General features: G+C 56.0%; 15 protein-coding genes. 11 read left to right on the top strand and 4 right to left on the bottom strand.

All coding sequences use genetic code 11. The annotated features are described in order from the left end of the window. The first annotated feature begins 22 nt into the window (after positions 1–22). Positions 23–1,513 (top strand): Ppx/GppA family phosphatase, encoded by a 1,491-nt coding sequence (locus AAC060_RS11010; RefSeq protein WP_339826087.1) that lies wholly within the window; start codon positions 23–25, stop codon positions 1,511–1,513. A 13-nt stretch (positions 1,514–1,526) separates the two neighbouring features. Here the strand turns inward: AAC060_RS11010 and rnd are convergent, their stop codons facing one another. Next, positions 1,527–2,717, bottom strand: coding sequence for a ribonuclease D (rnd, locus tag AAC060_RS11005; RefSeq protein ID WP_339826084.1), 1,191 nt, complete (start codon positions 2,715–2,717; stop codon positions 1,527–1,529). Positions 2,718–2,790: 73 nt separating this feature from the next. On the opposite strand from rnd, the gene AAC060_RS11000 reads away from it, so the two are divergent. Beyond that, positions 2,791–3,123: a hypothetical protein gene (locus AAC060_RS11000; protein WP_339826081.1), complete on the top strand. Its 333-nt coding sequence runs from the start codon at positions 2,791–2,793 to the stop codon at positions 3,121–3,123. Next, positions 3,123–4,637, top strand: coding sequence for an FAD-binding protein (locus tag AAC060_RS10995; protein ID WP_339826079.1), 1,515 nt, complete (start codon positions 3,123–3,125; stop codon positions 4,635–4,637). Before AAC060_RS11000 ends, AAC060_RS10995 begins: the two co-directional genes overlap by 1 nt. Before the next feature lie 29 nt (positions 4,638–4,666). On the opposite strand, the gene AAC060_RS10990 is transcribed toward AAC060_RS10995, so the two are convergent. Beyond that, positions 4,667–5,563, bottom strand: a complete 897-nt coding sequence (locus tag AAC060_RS10990; protein ID WP_339826077.1) for a metallophosphoesterase — start codon at positions 5,561–5,563, stop codon at positions 4,667–4,669. 71 nt (positions 5,564–5,634) lie between these two features. Between AAC060_RS10990 and AAC060_RS10985 the strand changes: the two genes are divergently transcribed. The 6 genes from AAC060_RS10985 (at position 5,635) to AAC060_RS10960 (ending at position 11,751) form a co-directional block, all read left to right on the top strand. Then, positions 5,635–6,519, top strand: a complete 885-nt coding sequence (locus AAC060_RS10985) for a diacylglycerol kinase family protein (protein WP_339826072.1) — start codon at positions 5,635–5,637, stop codon at positions 6,517–6,519. Positions 6,520–6,584: 65 nt separating this feature from the next. Then, entirely contained in the window at positions 6,585–6,866 is a 282-nt protein-coding gene (locus tag AAC060_RS10980) for a hypothetical protein (RefSeq protein WP_339826069.1), read from the top strand. 194 nt (positions 6,867–7,060) lie between these two features. Then, entirely contained in the window at positions 7,061–8,845 is a 1,785-nt protein-coding gene (gene aspS / locus AAC060_RS10975) for an aspartate--tRNA ligase (protein ID WP_339826067.1), read from the top strand. Between the two features lie 102 nt (positions 8,846–8,947). Beyond that, positions 8,948–9,808, top strand: a complete 861-nt coding sequence (locus AAC060_RS10970; protein WP_339826065.1) for an alpha/beta hydrolase — start codon at positions 8,948–8,950, stop codon at positions 9,806–9,808. A 58-nt stretch (positions 9,809–9,866) separates the two neighbouring features. Further along, complete coding sequence (locus tag AAC060_RS10965; protein ID WP_339826063.1) at positions 9,867–10,814, top strand: hypothetical protein; 948 nt, start codon at positions 9,867–9,869, stop codon at positions 10,812–10,814. 151 nt (positions 10,815–10,965) lie between these two features. Further along, positions 10,966–11,751 (top strand): polyphosphate kinase, encoded by a 786-nt coding sequence (locus tag AAC060_RS10960; protein ID WP_339826061.1) that lies wholly within the window; start codon positions 10,966–10,968, stop codon positions 11,749–11,751. Between the two features lie 120 nt (positions 11,752–11,871). On the opposite strand, the gene AAC060_RS10955 is transcribed toward AAC060_RS10960, so the two are convergent. Further along, complete coding sequence (locus AAC060_RS10955) at positions 11,872–12,477, bottom strand: hypothetical protein (protein WP_339826059.1); 606 nt, start codon at positions 12,475–12,477, stop codon at positions 11,872–11,874. 155 nt (positions 12,478–12,632) lie between these two features. Here AAC060_RS10955 and AAC060_RS10950 point away from each other — a divergent pair, with 155 nt between their 5' ends. Beyond that, positions 12,633–13,928: an HD-GYP domain-containing protein gene (locus tag AAC060_RS10950; RefSeq protein WP_339826057.1), complete on the top strand. Its 1,296-nt coding sequence runs from the start codon at positions 12,633–12,635 to the stop codon at positions 13,926–13,928. Positions 13,929–14,079: 151 nt separating this feature from the next. Beyond that, entirely contained in the window at positions 14,080–14,808 is a 729-nt protein-coding gene (locus tag AAC060_RS10945) for a CPBP family intramembrane glutamic endopeptidase (RefSeq protein WP_339826055.1), read from the top strand. 65 nt (positions 14,809–14,873) lie between these two features. Here the strand turns inward: AAC060_RS10945 and AAC060_RS10940 are convergent, their stop codons facing one another. Continuing rightward, a complete protein-coding gene (locus tag AAC060_RS10940; protein ID WP_339826052.1) occupies positions 14,874–16,853 on the bottom strand; it encodes a lytic transglycosylase domain-containing protein in 1,980 nt (659 codons plus the stop codon). Positions 16,854–16,874: the final 21 nt, after the last annotated feature.

Raw genomic sequence — 16,874 nt, 5'->3', positions numbered from 1 at the left:
AGTCCCCGGAACAGGAGGATCAGTGTCAAATTTTCTTCAGAAGAAAAAAAGGCAATCCAACCGGCGTACTGCCATTGTCGATATAGGCTCCAACTCTATTCGTCTGGTTGTTTATCAAGGGCCGGCGAGGGTCCCTGCGACTTTGTTCAACGAAAAGGTCATGGCGGGACTGGGACGCGAATTGTCGACAACCGGTGCGATTGGCGAGGATTCGATGGCGCTCGCAGTGCGCGGCCTGAAACGTTTTCATCGCCTGTGCACAGATATGGAAGTCGATAGTATATTGGCCTTCGCCACCGCTGCTGTGCGCGATGCCAGCAACGGTGATGACCTGCTGAAGGCCGCCCGCGAGATCGGCTATGATGTGGCGGTGCTAAAGGGCGAGGAGGAAGCGGAACTGGCGGCGCTGGGCGTTATTTCCGGAATACCGGATGCAACCGGTATCGTGGGAGATCTCGGTGGCGGTAGCCTGGAGCTGGCGATGATTGAGAAGGGCAAAGTGCTCGACCGCTATTCATTCCCGCTCGGCGTGTTCAGGGTTGCGGATTCGCGAGCCCAGGATACGGATGGCCTGAAGACGCAGATACGGAAAATGCTCAAAAAAACCGGTTGGGAGAAGCAGGCGCAGCAGCTGCCTTTCTATCTCGTCGGCGGATCGTGGCGTTCACTGGCCCGGCTGGATATGTTTGACAGCAATTATCCGCTCCCGGTCATTCACAATTACGAAATGGAACCTCGACGCGCGCAGCGGCTGGTCAGGCGGCTGGCTCAATTGAACAGGGACAAACTGAAGAGTGTGCCAGGTCTTTCTGCATCTCGCATCCCGACGCTCAATGATGCCGCATGGCTTTTGTCCATGCTCGTGCGCTATCTGAACAGCAGCAAGATGGTTGTTTCTGCATATGGCGTGCGAGAAGGTATGTTGTTCCAGAACATCAGCAAACATGAAGCCGCGCATGACCCGTTGTTGCTCGCGACGGAAGACGCCGGAACCGCTCAAGCCCGTTTCCCCGCGAACAGCAAATTGCTGGGTGAGTGGATTAGCGAGATTTTTTCCGACGATCCGGCTGAATGGCACCGTATTCGTCAGGCCGCCTGCAATTTGGGCGATGTTGCCTGGCGCGCGAACCCCAATTTTCGGGCTGAGCGCGGGCTGGAGATCGGATTGCATGGCAACTGGGTCGGTATCACCGGCTCGGAACGTGAGATGCTGGGGCAGGCGCTGTTTACTAGTTTCGGGGGCGGCAATCATATCTTTCCCGGTGGCGGACAGCTAGCCGATGAACAGGCAACGAAGCGCGCCATTTGCTGGGGACTGGCCATGCGGTTGGGACAGCGGCTCAGCGGCGGCACCCGCAATCCGCTGGAACAGACACAGATCCGGAAATCGGGCAAGAAACTGGAGCTGACGGTTGCCAGTGACTTAATGGACCTTTACGGCGACGCGGTGGCCAAGCGGCACGCAAATCTGGCGAATATGATGGGACTGGAACCGGTCATTACGGGAGTCTAGTGCGACACCGTAGCTATTCGCTTATCGGTGCGTCGCCCTCTTGCTGGTGGGTCATTTTCAATTTGCCATCCTTGACCGTGAAGCTCACTCGGCCTTCGACCAGATCCAGTGCGTCGCGGCCAAATTCTTCATAGCGCCAGCCTTCCAAGAGCCCGACGCCTTCGCGTTCTCCGGCGACGATGCTTTCAAGATCATCGGCGCGCGCGAGCAAGCGGGAGGCGACGTTCATTTCTGCTGAACGGATTTTGAGCAATAGCTTCAGCAGATCTGTGACCAAAGCGTTGGATTTGCCATTTTTGGGGCGACGACCAATTTTCAACGGCAGATCATCCTTGGACAGCGGCTCGGCCTGTTCGATGATATCCATCAAGCGCGCACCGATATCATTGTTCTTCCAGCCAGCGGAAAGTCCACGGACTTGCCCCAGCTTGTTTTGATCCTTGGGAGGGTGCGCGGCAATATCCGCCAAAGTTTCATCGCGCATGATCCGTCCGCGCGGCAGGTCCTTCGACTGTGCTTCGCGTTCGCGCCATGCGGCGAGTGCTTTCAGCCTTCCTAGCATGTCGAGATTGCGGCCCTGCGACTTGACCCGCAGCCAGGATTTCTCTGGATCATTTACGTAATTGTCAGGATCGGCGAGCTTTTCCATCTCGGCATTGATCCACATGCCACGACCGGTCTCGCGCAATTTTTCCAGCATCATCGGGAAAATTTTGGCGAGATGGGTGACGTCGGCCACGGCATATTCCAGTTGGCGAGCATTGAGCGGGCGCCGCGACCAGTCGGTGAAGCGTGCACCTTTGTCGAGCGTGATCCCGAGCCAGCTGTCGACCAGATTGGCATAGCCGATCTGTTCGCTCTGGCCGATCGCCATCGCCGCAATCTGGGTGTCGAAAATCGGATGCGGGGTCTTGCCGGTAATATTGTGGATGATTTCGACATCCTGTCCACCGGCGTGGAAAATCTTGAGCACATTTTCATTATTGACCAGCAATTCCATCAGCGGCCCCAGATCGACGCCCTTGGCGAGGGGATCAATAGCGGCAGCTTCCTTGCCGTCCGAGATCTGGATGAGGCAGAGAATTGGCCAATAGGTATTCTCGCGCATGAACTCGGTATCAACTGTCACGAAATCCGCAGTCGCAAAGCGGGTACAGATATCGGCGATGTCCTGATTGTCGGTCAGCAAATTATGGATGTGCATTTTTATCCTATACAGCGGGCGGGTCATCGCGCAAACAATTCGTGGACGCAGGATAAAAATGAGGGGGGGAACCATGGCATTTTGGTCACTGATTCTAATAGCGATATTGGTATTGCTGGTGCTTGGACAGGCAATGTCGCTTTGTGGGGACGCCTGTCTGGCGGTCGCTGATCCACGGCCGGTCGGCGGAAAGACTATAGAAATCACCATATTGGCCTGGGGTTTTGCCTCGCGGCGCGGACGATCTTTGCAAGTCGATGATTGTTCGCAGCTTGGCATCAACGACATGCGCTTCTTCATGACCCGCAAGGCGATATTGGTCTGTCTGGTGACTTTCGGGTTCGTACGGCAGGTGAGTATCGCCTATCGCTGCTATGCTGGCGATTTTGACGTGGGAGAAGCCTGATGGCGCGAGTCATCCATCTCGGCCAGCAAGTCTGGACCAACTATCATCAAACCGCAGCGTGCAATCTCAGGGACCGGATTGAACTGGCGAACGGCGAAGAGGTAAACGGTCGGGCGCATCTGAAGGGCGTTGCAGAAACGGTATTGGCTCTGCTGAAGGAAGCAAAACGCTGTCAGATCCCGGTGCGGCCGATTGGAGCGGGCTGGTCACCATCGCCGATCAATGTGGTGGAAGACGGTTGGCTGGTCGAGACTTTGCGGCTCAACCGGACCTATAAATTGTCGGCCAAAGATTTGCATCCAGATTGCGATCTCGGTGCGGAATCGCTGTTGTTGGTGCAGGCCGGAGCTACTGTCGATGAAGTCTACGAAAGTGCCGAGGAACTGGGGCGATCGCTGCGAACCGGCGGGGCCAGCAACGGACAGAGCTTTGCCGGGGCGTGCGCCACCGGAACCCATGGCAGCGTCTGGCAGGAGGGTGGCATTCAGGATCATGTCCGTGCGGTACAATTGGTGACAGCGGAGCGGATATTGTGGATATCGCCGGAAAAAGCAGTGCTGTCGGATGTGTTCATCGCGCAGACCGGTTCGGAGATCATCCGCGATGACCGGATATTTGCCGCCGCCCAGATTCATGTCGGGGCGATGGGCTTTGTCACCGCGATGCTGATCGAAACCGATCCGATCTATATGGTGCAGAATATCCAGAAGGCAGCGAAGATAAAGCGCGAGCATATCGACTGGCTGTGCCGTGGCGAGTTCAAGGAATTTTCCTGCGAATTCGGACTGAATGAAGAGCCTTATTTCCAGCAGCTTATAATGAATCCTTTCGACCCTTTCGACAAAAAATGTCTGCTGCGTTTTCTGTACAAGCGGCCCTATGACGCCAGCATAAAGCCCCCACCACCGGGGGACATGGGAGCCGGCTATGACGCCTTGACCCTACTCGGCAAGGCGATGGCGGAAAGTGACTGGTTCAAGGGAGAGATATTGCAGCTGGCGATGGAGAAAGCCTATCCCGACAATCGCGACGTTGATGATCCGCCGGCTGTTGCCACCTGGGGGCATACGACCGAAGAGCACGCGCCGATTGCTAGCCTGTTCAACGGATCCGTAACAATGGATCGCAGTAAGCTTAGCGAAGCCTTTGATTTGATTATCGATAGTTTCCGGCGCGGGGGAGGGGGCACGGTCGTGACACTGCGCTTCGTCCGCAAAGCCCAAGGCCTGCTCGCACCCGCGCACTGGCCGGATAACGTCGTGATCGATTTCGACGGGCCGAACGTCGAATCCAGTCATCAAGGTTACAAGAAAGTCGTCGAAGCGCTCGATGATGCTGGGATTGCTTTCACCCGCCATTGGGGGAAAACCAACAATCTCGACGAACAGCGGGTGAAGCGCGATTATGAGCAGAATTTCGCAAACTGGAAATGGGCACAAGCGCAAGTGATGCCGGACCCGACCGACCGGCGGGTTTTTGCCAATGACGAATTGGTCAAGCTGGGGCTGATATAGGCTATAGCTTCCCGTCACCGTTCGGATTTTCAGCGATCGACGGCGGTCAATTGCGCGTTTGCGGCGGGGAAATATTCGGTGGTCTGTTCGTGGGTGGACAGCTCTTCCGAATGCCATTGTTCTTCCTTGAGGGAAAACCCGACATGGCTTGCGCGCTGGAATTCTTCGCCATTCCAGACGATCACCTGCAATTCCATCCGGTCGCCTTGCTCGACGTGGAGCCAGTTGAAGCTTTGCGGTTCCTGGTTGCGCAGACGGGTCGAGGTGGCGGTACCCGCCTGGATCACCAAAGTCGGGCCGGCTTCGGCGACCATTTTGGTGGCGGCTTCGGCATAGGTGCGGTGGAAATGGCCCGCTAGCGTCAAATGAATGCCGGCGTCGGCTATCGCCTGAAGGGCATCTTCGTGCCGACCCACGGCTTCGCTAAGCTCGTTGCCTTGGCCAATGGGCAGTTCAAACAACGGGTGGTGGGTAACCAGAATTCGCGTTTTACTGGGCGCAACGCCTGTGAATCGCTGGCGAATGAGCCCCATCTGGTCGCGGTTGATCCGGCCGTCCTTGATCGTGAGGGATCGGGCGGTATTGATTCCCAATATGGCGGCTTCGTCTGTTTCCACCCAAGGACACAGATCTTGGGCAATGTGGCGCTTGTACCGGCCTAGCGGCGAAACGAAGCGCCGGAAAACATCATATAGGGGAATGTCATGATTGCCGGGGATGACCAGCAATTTGTGCCCGTTTTGCCTCAGTGCCCGGAGGTAGTCGGCGGCATCCTGAAATTGACCCTCGCGCGCGCGTTGGGTCAGATCACCGCTGATGATGACGAGATCGGGCTGTTTTTCTTTCAGCCAGTCGATCGTTGCTGCAACGATGTTCGGGTCATTTGCGCCAAAGTGAATGTCAGATAAATGTGCGATCCGGGCCATGCAGGTCTAACGGTTGAAACTTAAAGAAGTTTCATCGTGCATCCAAACATTCGCCGCGGCGTATTCTCTCCATGAAAAACAATTCTCTCCCTCGGGACGCCATTCTCGTTATTAACGCCGGATCCCGAAAGGGAGAGGATCTCTTCGGAGAGGCGAAGGCAAAGCTCGCTGAAGCCGGCGTCAATCTGCTCGACGCACAGGCCGTAGAGAATCCTGACAATATTCAGGAAATTGTCCGGCAAGCGGTTCAGAACGCCCCGATGGTTATCGTCGGCGGGGGTGATGGTTCGCTTTCCGGTGTGGTGGACGAATTTGTCGGTACCGGTTGCGTCTTCGCCATATTGCCGCTGGGGACCGCCAATAGTTCGGCGCGAACGCTGGGCTTGCCGCTCGATCTGGAGGGGGCGATCGACGTCATCGCGCACGGGCATCGCAAGCCGATTGACCTTGGCATGATCGATGAGGATTATTTTGTAAACGCTGCATCCCTGGGCCTTTCCCCGATCATCGGGGAAACGGTGCCGCATGATTTGAAGCGCTATCTGGGCCGCTTTGGCTATCTGTTCTGGGCCCTGAAATGCCTCATCGGCTTCCGCCCCTTCAGGCTGATGATCGATGATGGCGAAGAAAAGCATGCACTATGGTCGACCGAAGTGCGGATTTTGAACGGACCCTATCATGGCGGTCTGGAATTGTCCGACGATGCGGAAATCGACAGCGGACAGATCGTGATCCAGGCCGTGGTCGGCAAGAGTAAAATCCAGCTTATGTGGGACTGGTTTGCAAAAGCGCTCAAGCTGAGAGACCGGAACGCCAACACGCGTGAATTTTCCGGAACATCCTTTCAGTTGGAGACCATACCGAAGCTGAAGATTTCAATCGATGGCGAAGTGCTGGCAACCACGCCAGTCCAGGTCCGCGTTGCGACGGATGCAATAGAGGTCGCTTGTCCATAAGGGGCGGAACTATCCTGCGATGGCCGCGTAATTCTATTATGACACAACATAATGGAGAGTCCCCCATGGCGAAGATTGACAAGAAAAAAGCCGGACATTCGCACGAATATGAACGGTTGAACCCCGGGGCAGCACCCGGCACTCCGCACCGGCCGGACAGTTCCTACGGCATGGATAAGGGCAAGGCCGGCGGGACGTATGGAGACGCCGACAATGTGCCGGAAAACAAGGACGACGATACGACCCCCGGCGGCAAAGCCTCGGAAAAGGTGAGCGACCGTCCCAATGTATCCACGGTTCGGCCCGACGACTATCCGCTGAAGGATCGCAAGGATAGCCAAGCTTGAGCGTTTAGCAGCGCTATCGTACGCCGCCGACTCCTTGCGCGTGGTGCGCGACAGCCTTATCCCGCCCAAAATGCCGCATCAGGCGCGGCGCACCGCCTGTTCCAACAATCTCAAGCCTTGACAAATGGCCCGCAGACCTGTGTTACGCGTGCAATCTTTCCATCCGGGAAAGCACCCAATTCCAAAGGTCCATCATGCACGCATATCGCACCCATAACTGTTCCGCGCTCCGCTCTTCGCACGTCGGCGAGGAAGTCCGTCTGTCCGGCTGGATTCATCGCAAGCGCGATCACGGCAATCTGCTGTTTGTCGATCTGCGCGACCATTTCGGTCTGACCCAGATTGTCAGCGAAACCGGTAGCGAGGCGTTCAAGACGCTCGACGGCGCACGGGTTGAGTCGGTGGTCACGGTAACCGGCAAGGTCGTCGCCCGCGATGATGAAACGATGAACAAGAATCTGCCGACCGGCGACGTTGAACTGGTCGCCGATACGGTCAGCATGCAGGGCCCGGCCGACGAATTGCCGATGCCGGTCTTTGGCGAGCAGGAATATCCCGAGGATATCCGCCTGCGCTACCGCTTCCTCGACCTGCGGCGCGAATCTGTTCACGCGAACATGATGCTGCGCTCCAAGGTGATCGCAAGTCTGCGCAACCGGATGACCGAACAGGGCTTCACCGAATTCCAGACGCCGATCCTGACCGCCTCTTCACCGGAAGGCGCGCGCGACTATCTCGTACCGAGCCGCGTCCATCCCGGCAAATTCTATGCGCTGCCGCAGGCGCCGCAGATGTTCAAGCAGATGCTGATGGTCGCCGGCTTCGACCGCTACTTTCAGATCGCGCCTTGTTTCCGCGACGAAGACGCCCGCGCCGACCGTTCGCCGGGCGAGTTTTACCAGCTCGATTTCGAAATGAGCTTTGTCACCCAGGAAGATGTGTTCCAGACGCTGGAGCCGGTTCTTGCTGGCGTGTTCGAAGAATTTGCCGATGGTCGCTCGGTTACTCCGGCTGGCGAATTTCCGCGCATTCCGTACAAGGAATCGATGCTGAAATATGGCAATGACAAGCCGGACTTGCGTAACCCGATCATCATCCAGGACGTCAGCGAGCATTTCAAAGGCTCCGGTTTCGGTCTGTTCGACAAGATCACCTCGACCGGTGGCACCGTGCGCGCCTTTGTCGCGCCGGAAGCGGGCAAGAACAGCCGCAAATTCTTTGACGCGATGAATGACTGGGCGCGTAGCGAAGGCTTCGCCGGTCTCGGCTATATCAACATGAAGGAAGGCGCCGCTGGCGGACCGATTGCCAAGAACCATGGTGAAGAAGGCACGACGAAACTGCTCGCTGATCTAGGCTGTGGCCCTGATGACGGTGTGTTCTTTGCTGCTGGCAAGGAAGCCGAAGCGGCCAAGCTAGCCGGTCTGGCACGGACGCGCGCAGCGGAACAGCTCGACCTGATCGACAAGAATGCATTCAAATTCTGCTGGATAGTCGACTATCCGATGTTCGAATATGATGACGAGCTGAAGAAAATGGACTTTTCGCACAATCCATTCTCGATGCCGCAGGGCGAGCTGGACGCGCTGGAAAATCAGGACCCGCTCGATATTCTCGCATGGCAATATGATATTGTCTGCAACGGTATCGAACTGTCCTCCGGCGCGATCCGGAACCACCGGCCCGACATCATGTACAAGGCGTTTGAAATTGCCGGTTATACCAAGGAGCAGGTCGACACCGAATTTTCCGGCATGATCAACGCGCTCAAATACGGCGCGCCGCCGCATGGTGGTTCGGCTCCCGGCGTCGACCGGATCGTGATGATGCTGGCAAATGAACCGAATATTCGTGAGGTCGTATTGTTCCCGATGAACCAGAAAGCCGAAGATTTGATGATGAGCGCGCCGAGTCCGGTGTCCTCCAAGCAGTTGCGCGAACTGCATATTCGTGTGGTTGAGCCGCCAAAGGAAGGCTAGTCTCGAGAATATAGCCAGCTCCGTTCGTGTCGAGCATAGTCGAGACACGTGGGGATGAGATGCATGTCTCTCGACTTCGCTCGAGACGAACGGAGTTATGAATTGACCAGTATCAATCCCGAAACACATCATTTCGCGTCTTCTCATGGCGATATCTGTTATTTCGAATGGGGCGATGCTGGTGACGGTCCGTCGATCTTGCTGCTCCACGCCACCGGCTTTCATGCCCGTTGCTGGGACCAGGTCGTTGCTGCCTTTCCGGACGGTACCCATGTCATTGCGGTCGATCAGCTCGGCCACGGACGAAGCGCCGCACCGATCATCACCGACTGGACCGATGTTGCGGGCGCGACTGCCGAACTGGTGCAATCGCTCGGGGTCCGCTTCGCCGTTGGCGCGGGGCACAGCATGGGCGGCAATTGTCTGGTGCAGGTCGCAGCGCGATTGCCGGACCTGTTCGAGCGACTGGTGCTGATCGACCCGGTGATCATGGATCGGGCCGCCTATCAAAATCCCGCAGATTTTAGTGCTACCTATGAGATGGTCGCCAAGCGCCGCAACAGCTGGGACGGACCGGATGCGATGATCGAACGATTTAAGGACCGGCATCCATACAAGCTATGGGACCCGGCAGTGCTCCGTGACTATTGCGAATATGGACTGCTCCCGGACGGTGAGGGCGAGTTCGAACTGGCCTGTCCACCTGCGACCGAAGCATCTATCTACGCGACCAGCACCACGGTCGATCCTTGGCCGATGATTGACGGCATCACCCAGCCGGTAACCATTTTGCGTGCGCGGCAGATAGACCAGGATGGCGCTTTTGATTTTGCCGGTTCGCCGACGCCGGCCGGACTAGCGGACGAATTTGCGGATGGCACCGATATCTATCTGCCCGATCTCACTCATTTCATGTCGATGCAGGCCCCCGAGCGGATTGCAAAATTGATCATCACAGGTTAGCAGGTAAACCATAGTAAATTCGATATTTGTTGACGATTGAACATCGGGGGGGATGGGCATGACCAAATTTTTAAACGGTATGATCGCCGTTTTGACCGCAATATTGTGTCTTTCCACCGCCGCGCAGGCCGAGGTTCTGACTATTGAGGGGATGACACCGGCCAGCTCGCCGGAATTCGCTGAAATTCAGTCCATTTCAATCGAGCGTTTTGGTGGCCCGGACGGCCGCGCGCTGGCATTTGAACTGGAAGACAGTCTTTCTGCAGCCACGGTTTTTGGCCAGCCCTATTTTGATATTATCGGCGGACGGTCTGCGGTGCAGTCAGATGCAAGCCTTTCGGGCAATGTTACCGCAGGCGTCGAGCAATATGATACGGTCGCGAAGCGGCGTCGCTGTGTAAAGCGCGGTGAAAAGGACAAATGCGTCACCTATAAGGACATCAAGGTTGATTGCCTGACCCGCACGATCGATTTTCGGGCGCAGGTCAGAGCTACACGATATAGTGATGGTCGCAGCATTTATACGGAGAGCTTCCCGGATAATAGGGAACAGACGGTATGTCTCGGCGATGACGAAGAGTTTGCGAGCAGCGAGTCGGTGATCCGGTCTATGATATCCGAGACTGCCGACGCTATCCGCAATGATCTGGCTCCGAGAGAATATCGTGTAGAAATCAGAATCCTGGAAAGCCGCAAGGGGATGACCAAGGTCGAAGGAAATTTCTTCAAGGCGGCAATCAAGATGACCAAGAGCGATGCCACAGAGGCTTGCCGGATGTGGGACGAAGCGGCGCGGAACGGGCAGGTTCATATCTCGCTGACATTTAATAGGGCTCTTTGCGCGGAACAGCGCGGTGATCTCGATGCTGCATTGGTCCTCTATGACGAGGCGGACAGAATATCGCCCGGCAAGCTTGAAGTGATCGAATCGATAGACCGCACGAGCGCCCATCGGCGAGCGCTGGATGAATGGGAATTACGGCAGTCGGGACGCCGTGAAAGTTAAAACGCGCCAACAGGGTTAACCGGTTGGTTCATTCCCATGTATTATAGTATAGCACGAAGCTTAGATGGCGGCGTTCCCCGAGCGTCGGGCGACGACGGATGCAGCCACCAACCCTGAACCCCGGGGGCAATTGCGGGACGATGGAGCACAAATGACCATAAAACTGTCCGATTATGAATCCGGCGACAAATTTGATGGTGATTATAGTGATGCACTGAAGGCGCTGCAGGATCGGCTCGCGCATATTCATTTCAAGCATATCATCCACGGCAGCCGGTCGATCCTTGTGTTCGAAGGCTGGGATGCGGCAGGCAAGGGCGGTGCTATCCGCCGGATGACCGGGGAATGGGATCCCCGCTATTATGATGTCTGGCCGATTGGAGCCCCGACCAAGGAAGAAAAAGATCGCCATTTCCTCTGGCGCTTCTGGCAGAAGTTGCCGGGTAGCCGCGAAATCGGTGTGTTTGATCGCAGCTGGTATGGGCGCGTGCTGGTCGAACGGGTCGAGAGTTTCTGTACGCCGACAGAATGGAAACGCGGCTATGACGAGATTAACGAGTTTGAAGCGCAGCAAATCGACGGCGGCACCAATCTGGTGAAGCTCTTTTTCCACACCACGCAAGAAGAGCAGGATAAACGCCTCACCAAACGGCTCGACACGCCGCACAAGCGCTGGAAAATCACCGCCGAGGATTTTCGCAACCGCGAAAAGCGCGATGACTATCTGGATGCGATGCATGACATGTTCGAAAATACCAACACGCGCTGGGCACCTTGGAAGGTGATCGACGGCAATGACAAAAAATCCGCGCGCATCGCGGCCATGACTCATGTCGCCGATACCCTGGAAGCGGCGTTGCCCAAGGAATTGCCGGAGGCCGATCCCAAACTGGTGAAACTGGCAGAGAATGCATTTGGCTATGAGGCCAAGGATTAGTCCATTAATCTGTCGAGCAATGGTTCGGGCAAGTTTCAATTCGACCGTCATCAAGCATGACGGCCGAATCTTTATATACCCGCGAAACTAAGCTAATCCTTCTGGCTTAACTGCTGCATGTCATTTCGCGGGGCGAGCAGAAAGCCAGATTGCGCAACCGGCAAATAATGTCGCAACAGAGCCGCTTGCTCCGGAAAAGGGCACTGACCCGAGCCCCAAACGGACGGCTGCGATGTTCAGGACAATGGCGATCACGCCGGCAAGCATGCTGACCAGGCCGACCACTTTGCCGAAAGTCTTATCATTGCGAAACAGCGACAGTCCGAAAATCAATGCAACCAACCCCAGGATGGCCTTGGCGAGATTATAGAACAGAAATGATCCCGCAAGCAGGGTGCCCATAAGGGGTGCAAACTCGGCACCTGCCTTGGTGGCCGGTAAGAACATCGACAATCCAATGCCCGACTGGAGGATGTTTATCAGTCCGGATACCAGCAGTGCAGCCCAACCCCATTGCATGTCCGAAGACCGGACCAGACCGACGAGCGACGCAATAGTAATGCCGGTAAACAACAGAATTTCCGTGGTCCAGATCGTTGATCGCAGAGGCCAGCCGTCGACAATGCCAACGCCGCTAAGGGTCGCCAGATATAGTGATTGGGTGGCTACGGTCAGCAGAAGCAGGATCGATACAAATATCGCTATATTGCGCGTCGTCTGTGGCATAAATTCTCCGGACATCTCAAAGGTTCGAAGGCTATTCAAGCGGGTAGGATGTTTCGTTACAGCCCAGATTAAAAAAAACGGATTGCCGACTGAAGCGGCATCCGGTTTCGCCGTTAATAGCAGGTAATGAGGAGCGGGATTGAAGGAATTGGCAGATGCTGCGTAAAATCCAGACGCGCCAACTCGAGTTGGGAATGTTCATCCATTCCATGGAAGGCTCGTGGTTTGACCACCCGTTTTGGCGATCAAGGTTCCTGCTCGATGACCAAGCGCAGATAGAGCAAATCGTGTCCAGTGACGTGGCCCGGGTTACAATCGATGAATCGCGTGGCAAGAAATTGTCACCATCTTCGAAACCGTTGGCAATCCTCGAAGGGGGCGAAGCGAAGGTCTATTCGCCAAAACTGGTAGAGGCGCTGGAACGTTCGGCTATTGACCGACCCCGATCATATTTGCGGGATGTTACCCAACCGGCCTTCAATCGACTGACGTCGCGCGAGCGGACAGCGGAACTCCGCAGAGCATCCGCCACAATCAAGCGGTCGCGAGCGGCGGTGATGGCTCTGTTTGAAGACGCGCGTCTCGGAAAACCGGTCAAGTCGCGTAAACTGACCCCTCTGATCAAACAGATATCCCGATCGGTGAATATCGATCCAACAATCATCCTCAATATCGCCCTTATCAAAACCAAGGAAGAATATAGCTATTTGCATTCGGTCTCGGTCTGCGCCCTGATGATTAATCTGGCCCGTAAAATGGGATTTCCAGAGCGGCAAATGCACGATATCGGGATGGCCGGTTTTTTGCATGATGTCGGCAAGACTGCGATTCCGGACAGTATATTGTCGAAGCCAGGCAAGCTCGACGAGAGCGAATGGAACGTGATCCGCAGTCATCCGCAGCAGGGACACGATATCTTGTCAGCATCGGAAGGCGTCAGCGGCATCGTGCTGGAGGTCTGTCTGAGGCATCACGAAAAAATGGACGGAACGGGATATCCGGGAGGAATATTTGCCGCGGATCTCAGCATCTTTACCCGTATGTCGAGCATCTGTGATGTCTATGATGCGATCACTTCGCAGCGGCCCTATAGCGCCCCGCTTTCAGCATCACAGGCACTCGCAGAAATGATGTCTTGGTCGGGTCACTTCGACCCACTCATCTTTTGTGACTTTGTCGATAGCCTGGGCATATTGCCTGTCGGAACGCTGGTGCGCCTCAATCATGATGAACTTGCCGTCGTGATTGGAGAGTCGCCCTCCCACTATTCCGAGCCAATTGTACGAAGTTTTCACTCCCTCGATACGAATCTCGCGATTGCCCCCCAGGATATCGACCTCGGTCTGGAAAGATCAAGAAAGTTGCTTGCAGTGGAAGATCCCGAAGACAGAGGCTTTCCGGACTGGTCGAGTTTCTCCGCGCTGCTGCTGAGCAAAGCGCCGGACTCCTGACCTCCTCGGAGGCAGGCAAAGCTACCTGACTGGCCTGAGAAGTGCAGCAGGCCGGTATCGGCAATCCCGCTACCTTCTTGCCAAGCTTTGCTGGACTAATCGCGGCGGATATTTGTTGACAGTATTGTATGCATAATACACCTTCGTGTATATGAAATTATTGCCGAATATCGAGATCGAAGCCAGTCAACCGCAACGCTGGATCATTCTGGCCGAGATATCGGGTTTTGTCGCCTTCGCTTTGCTCTCCAAATATTTGATGAGCTTGGTGTTCTGGCGCTACGCAGGTCCTGTCTCGCTGTTGCTGACGCTCGCTCTGGTTACGCTGTATATGCGCAGGATCGGCATCGACTGGCCCTCTTTGGGTTTGCGCCGACTGCCCGGTATCAAGGCCAAGTTGATGGTTATACCGCAAGCGATGCTGGTATTTGTCGCTTTCGGTATCGTGGTTGCGTTGACGACCAAAGGAGGGCCCGCGATCGGGCTGGATTTCATGTCCGATGTGCCGCAGGGTGTGGAGGATCGATGGAGCGGTGTCGCAGGAAACCTTCCTATGTTCTTGTTATGGCTGGTGATTGTCTGGACCGCAGCAGCTTTTGGTGAGGAGATGTTCTTCCGGGGCTATCTTATCAGCCGACTACAGACTGCTTTTTCCGGCTACAGATTTGCTCCTGTTCTCGCCGTCATCCTCCCTGCGATTTTTTTCGGATATGGTCATTTTTACTATCAAGGCTGGCGTGGCGCGATCGTAACCGGTGGTATAGCACTGGCTTTCGGCACTATGTTCCTGTTGCTGAAACGCAATCTCTGGCCAGTGATCCTGTTGCACGGTATCATCGATACGCTGACATTCACCGCGCTTTATATGCAGTGGGAATGATGTTGCGGGGCGCTATCGAAACCTGATCATGGCTCTAGCCAGAGAAGCGGTTTGCATCGTTGCGATCAACCCTTGTAATTTTTCCCGATATAACGAGTTAGCGGCGTATCGCTCCGGATCGTCGGGCCGCGCGGGTTTTTCGTGTCGTAGACGACCGCATTTTCCAGCACGCGCTTGACGTAATTGCGCGTTTCGGAAATCGGAATATCCTCGATCCACTGGACCCAGTCGATACCGCCCATGCGCGGATCGCCGTTGGCGCGGATCCATTTGTTCACATTGCCGGGACCAGCATTATAGGCCGCGACGGCGAGCGGGTAGCTGCCGCCATAATAATCCATCATCCGTTGAATATAGCCGCTGCCAAGCTTGATATTATATTGAGGATCATCGGTCAGCGATGAGAGATTGTATGACAGGTTTGCCTTTCCGGACTGTTCGCGAGCGGTGCCTGGCATCAACTGCATCAGGCCGCGGGCACCTGCATGACTGATCGCGCCTTCGGCAAATTGGCTTTCCTGACGGGTGATCGCATGGATCAGGGTCCAGGTACTTTCATGGCCGAAAGGTACGGGCATCGTCGGGAATGCGGTTTCATCAATCGCGCCAATCCCGGAGCCCAGCGCGCTGATCCCCTTGATCACGCCAAGATCGCGTGCACCGATGCGGGTAGAAAGGTCGCTGATCAGCATATAGTCTTTCGCGGTCTTTGCATTGGCCGCCAGCGCGCGGTGAAAGCGGATCTGTTCACGCCAGGGACCGGTGCGCACCGAAGCTTTTACGGCGACGACCAGCGGGTCAACGTCATAGGCGGCACGGTCGGCATCGGTGATTTCGACATTCGGTTTGCGGTTGAACACAGGCAGAGGACGGCCGAGCCGTTCCAGAGACAATTGACCGTAGAAATAGTCAGGGAATTTGGCTGCTTTCTCGAAATAGGCATTGGCTTGCTCGGTCTTGCCCGCTTCTGCTGCTGCGCGACCGGCCCAATAATAGCCTTTCGAGGTGATATTGGGTGAATCATAGGATTGCGCATAGAGATCGAACATCGGGATCGCTTTGGCAGGCTGGCGCATGCCGTTCAGCGCAGAAGTGCCGGCGATCCACGCGAGATCGGAATATTTGTCGCGCACGCGGCTATTCTGGTCGGCTATCCGTGTCGGCGTGTCATAGGCATCCTCGATTTTCGAGGCGATATCATAGGCCATCGTCCATTGCCGGTCATTGGCTGCTGTTTCGGCGTTAAGCAGCATCGCTTCGAACCAGGTGTCGGGCATGGCCGGTTTGACCCGCAGCGGCAACCGAGTGGCCAGCAACTGACGCGCTGCATAGCTTTGGCCGCTGTTGCGCAGATAGCGCGCGCGATCCGCCAGATAGCCGGCATCGTCACGGGCAATGGCACCGACCGCGCTGGCCTGTGCGTTCGCGTCGGACGATTCGGTGAGTTGCGCCAGACGGGCTGCGAACACCGCGCGTCGGGCAGGAGAGGTGAAGGACAGCTGGCCCGCGGCATCGCGGGTTGCTCGCGCCCACAGGAGCGCATCCATCCGGGCATCATGATCGTCGATGGTCAAAACCGAGCTGAACCGCGATATCAGGGCGGCTTCATCGTCCTCGGTCAAAGTTCCGCCACGCCAGGCCTGTCGCGCCATAGCAGTGGCTTTGTCACTCATTCCGCTCGCTTGCAGGGCGACCGCATATTTGGCGGCGCCGGCATTGGTGGTCGGTGGGAATCTGTCAAAATAGGCAAGCACGCGGCTCGGCGAGAAACTGTTTATATTGATCGCTTGCTCGGCGTTGCGTTGCATCCGCGTATCTTCCGGCCATCCCGGATAGGTGACCAGAAAACCGGCATAATCTTCAAAGGAATAATTGTCGGACTGGCTGAGCACCCGCCAGCGTTGAAGCCCGAGAACGGCATTGCCGGCGGTCGGATCGGAGAGTCCGCTTTCGCTCCCTTGCCAGCCTAGCTGTTCGGCAGCCATGCACGTTACGGGGGATAAAAGCAGCGCCGTGATGACAATTCTTGATACCATGCTGGACATTTTAGGGGTAGGCTCCTTATC

It is taken from the genome of uncultured Parasphingorhabdus sp., assembly GCF_963975555.1.
Classification (GTDB): Bacteria; Pseudomonadota; Alphaproteobacteria; order Sphingomonadales; family Sphingomonadaceae; genus Parasphingorhabdus.
This window is presented reverse-complemented; position numbering and strand designations above follow the sequence as displayed.

Coding starts and splice junctions, on each gene's coding strand:
- AAC060_RS10960 (WP_339826061.1), top strand. CDS start 10,966: ATGACCATAAAACTGTCCGATTATGAATCCGGCGACAAATTTGATGGT.
- AAC060_RS10995 (WP_339826079.1), top strand. CDS start 3,123: ATGGCGCGAGTCATCCATCTCGGCCAGCAAGTCTGGACCAACTATCAT.
- rnd (WP_339826084.1), bottom strand. CDS start 2,717: ATGCACATCCATAATTTGCTGACCGACAATCAGGACATCGCCGATATC.
- AAC060_RS10985 (WP_339826072.1), top strand. CDS start 5,635: ATGAAAAACAATTCTCTCCCTCGGGACGCCATTCTCGTTATTAACGCC.
- AAC060_RS10945 (WP_339826055.1), top strand. CDS start 14,080: ATGAAATTATTGCCGAATATCGAGATCGAAGCCAGTCAACCGCAACGC.
- AAC060_RS10955 (WP_339826059.1), bottom strand. CDS start 12,477: ATGCCACAGACGACGCGCAATATAGCGATATTTGTATCGATCCTGCTT.
- AAC060_RS10940 (WP_339826052.1), bottom strand. CDS start 16,853: ATGTCCAGCATGGTATCAAGAATTGTCATCACGGCGCTGCTTTTATCC.
- AAC060_RS10990 (WP_339826077.1), bottom strand. CDS start 5,563: ATGGCCCGGATCGCACATTTATCTGACATTCACTTTGGCGCAAATGAC.
- AAC060_RS11000 (WP_339826081.1), top strand. CDS start 2,791: ATGGCATTTTGGTCACTGATTCTAATAGCGATATTGGTATTGCTGGTG.
- AAC060_RS10965 (WP_339826063.1), top strand. CDS start 9,867: ATGACCAAATTTTTAAACGGTATGATCGCCGTTTTGACCGCAATATTG.
- AAC060_RS10980 (WP_339826069.1), top strand. CDS start 6,585: ATGGCGAAGATTGACAAGAAAAAAGCCGGACATTCGCACGAATATGAA.
- aspS (WP_339826067.1), top strand. CDS start 7,061: ATGCACGCATATCGCACCCATAACTGTTCCGCGCTCCGCTCTTCGCAC.
- AAC060_RS10950 (WP_339826057.1), top strand. CDS start 12,633: ATGCTGCGTAAAATCCAGACGCGCCAACTCGAGTTGGGAATGTTCATC.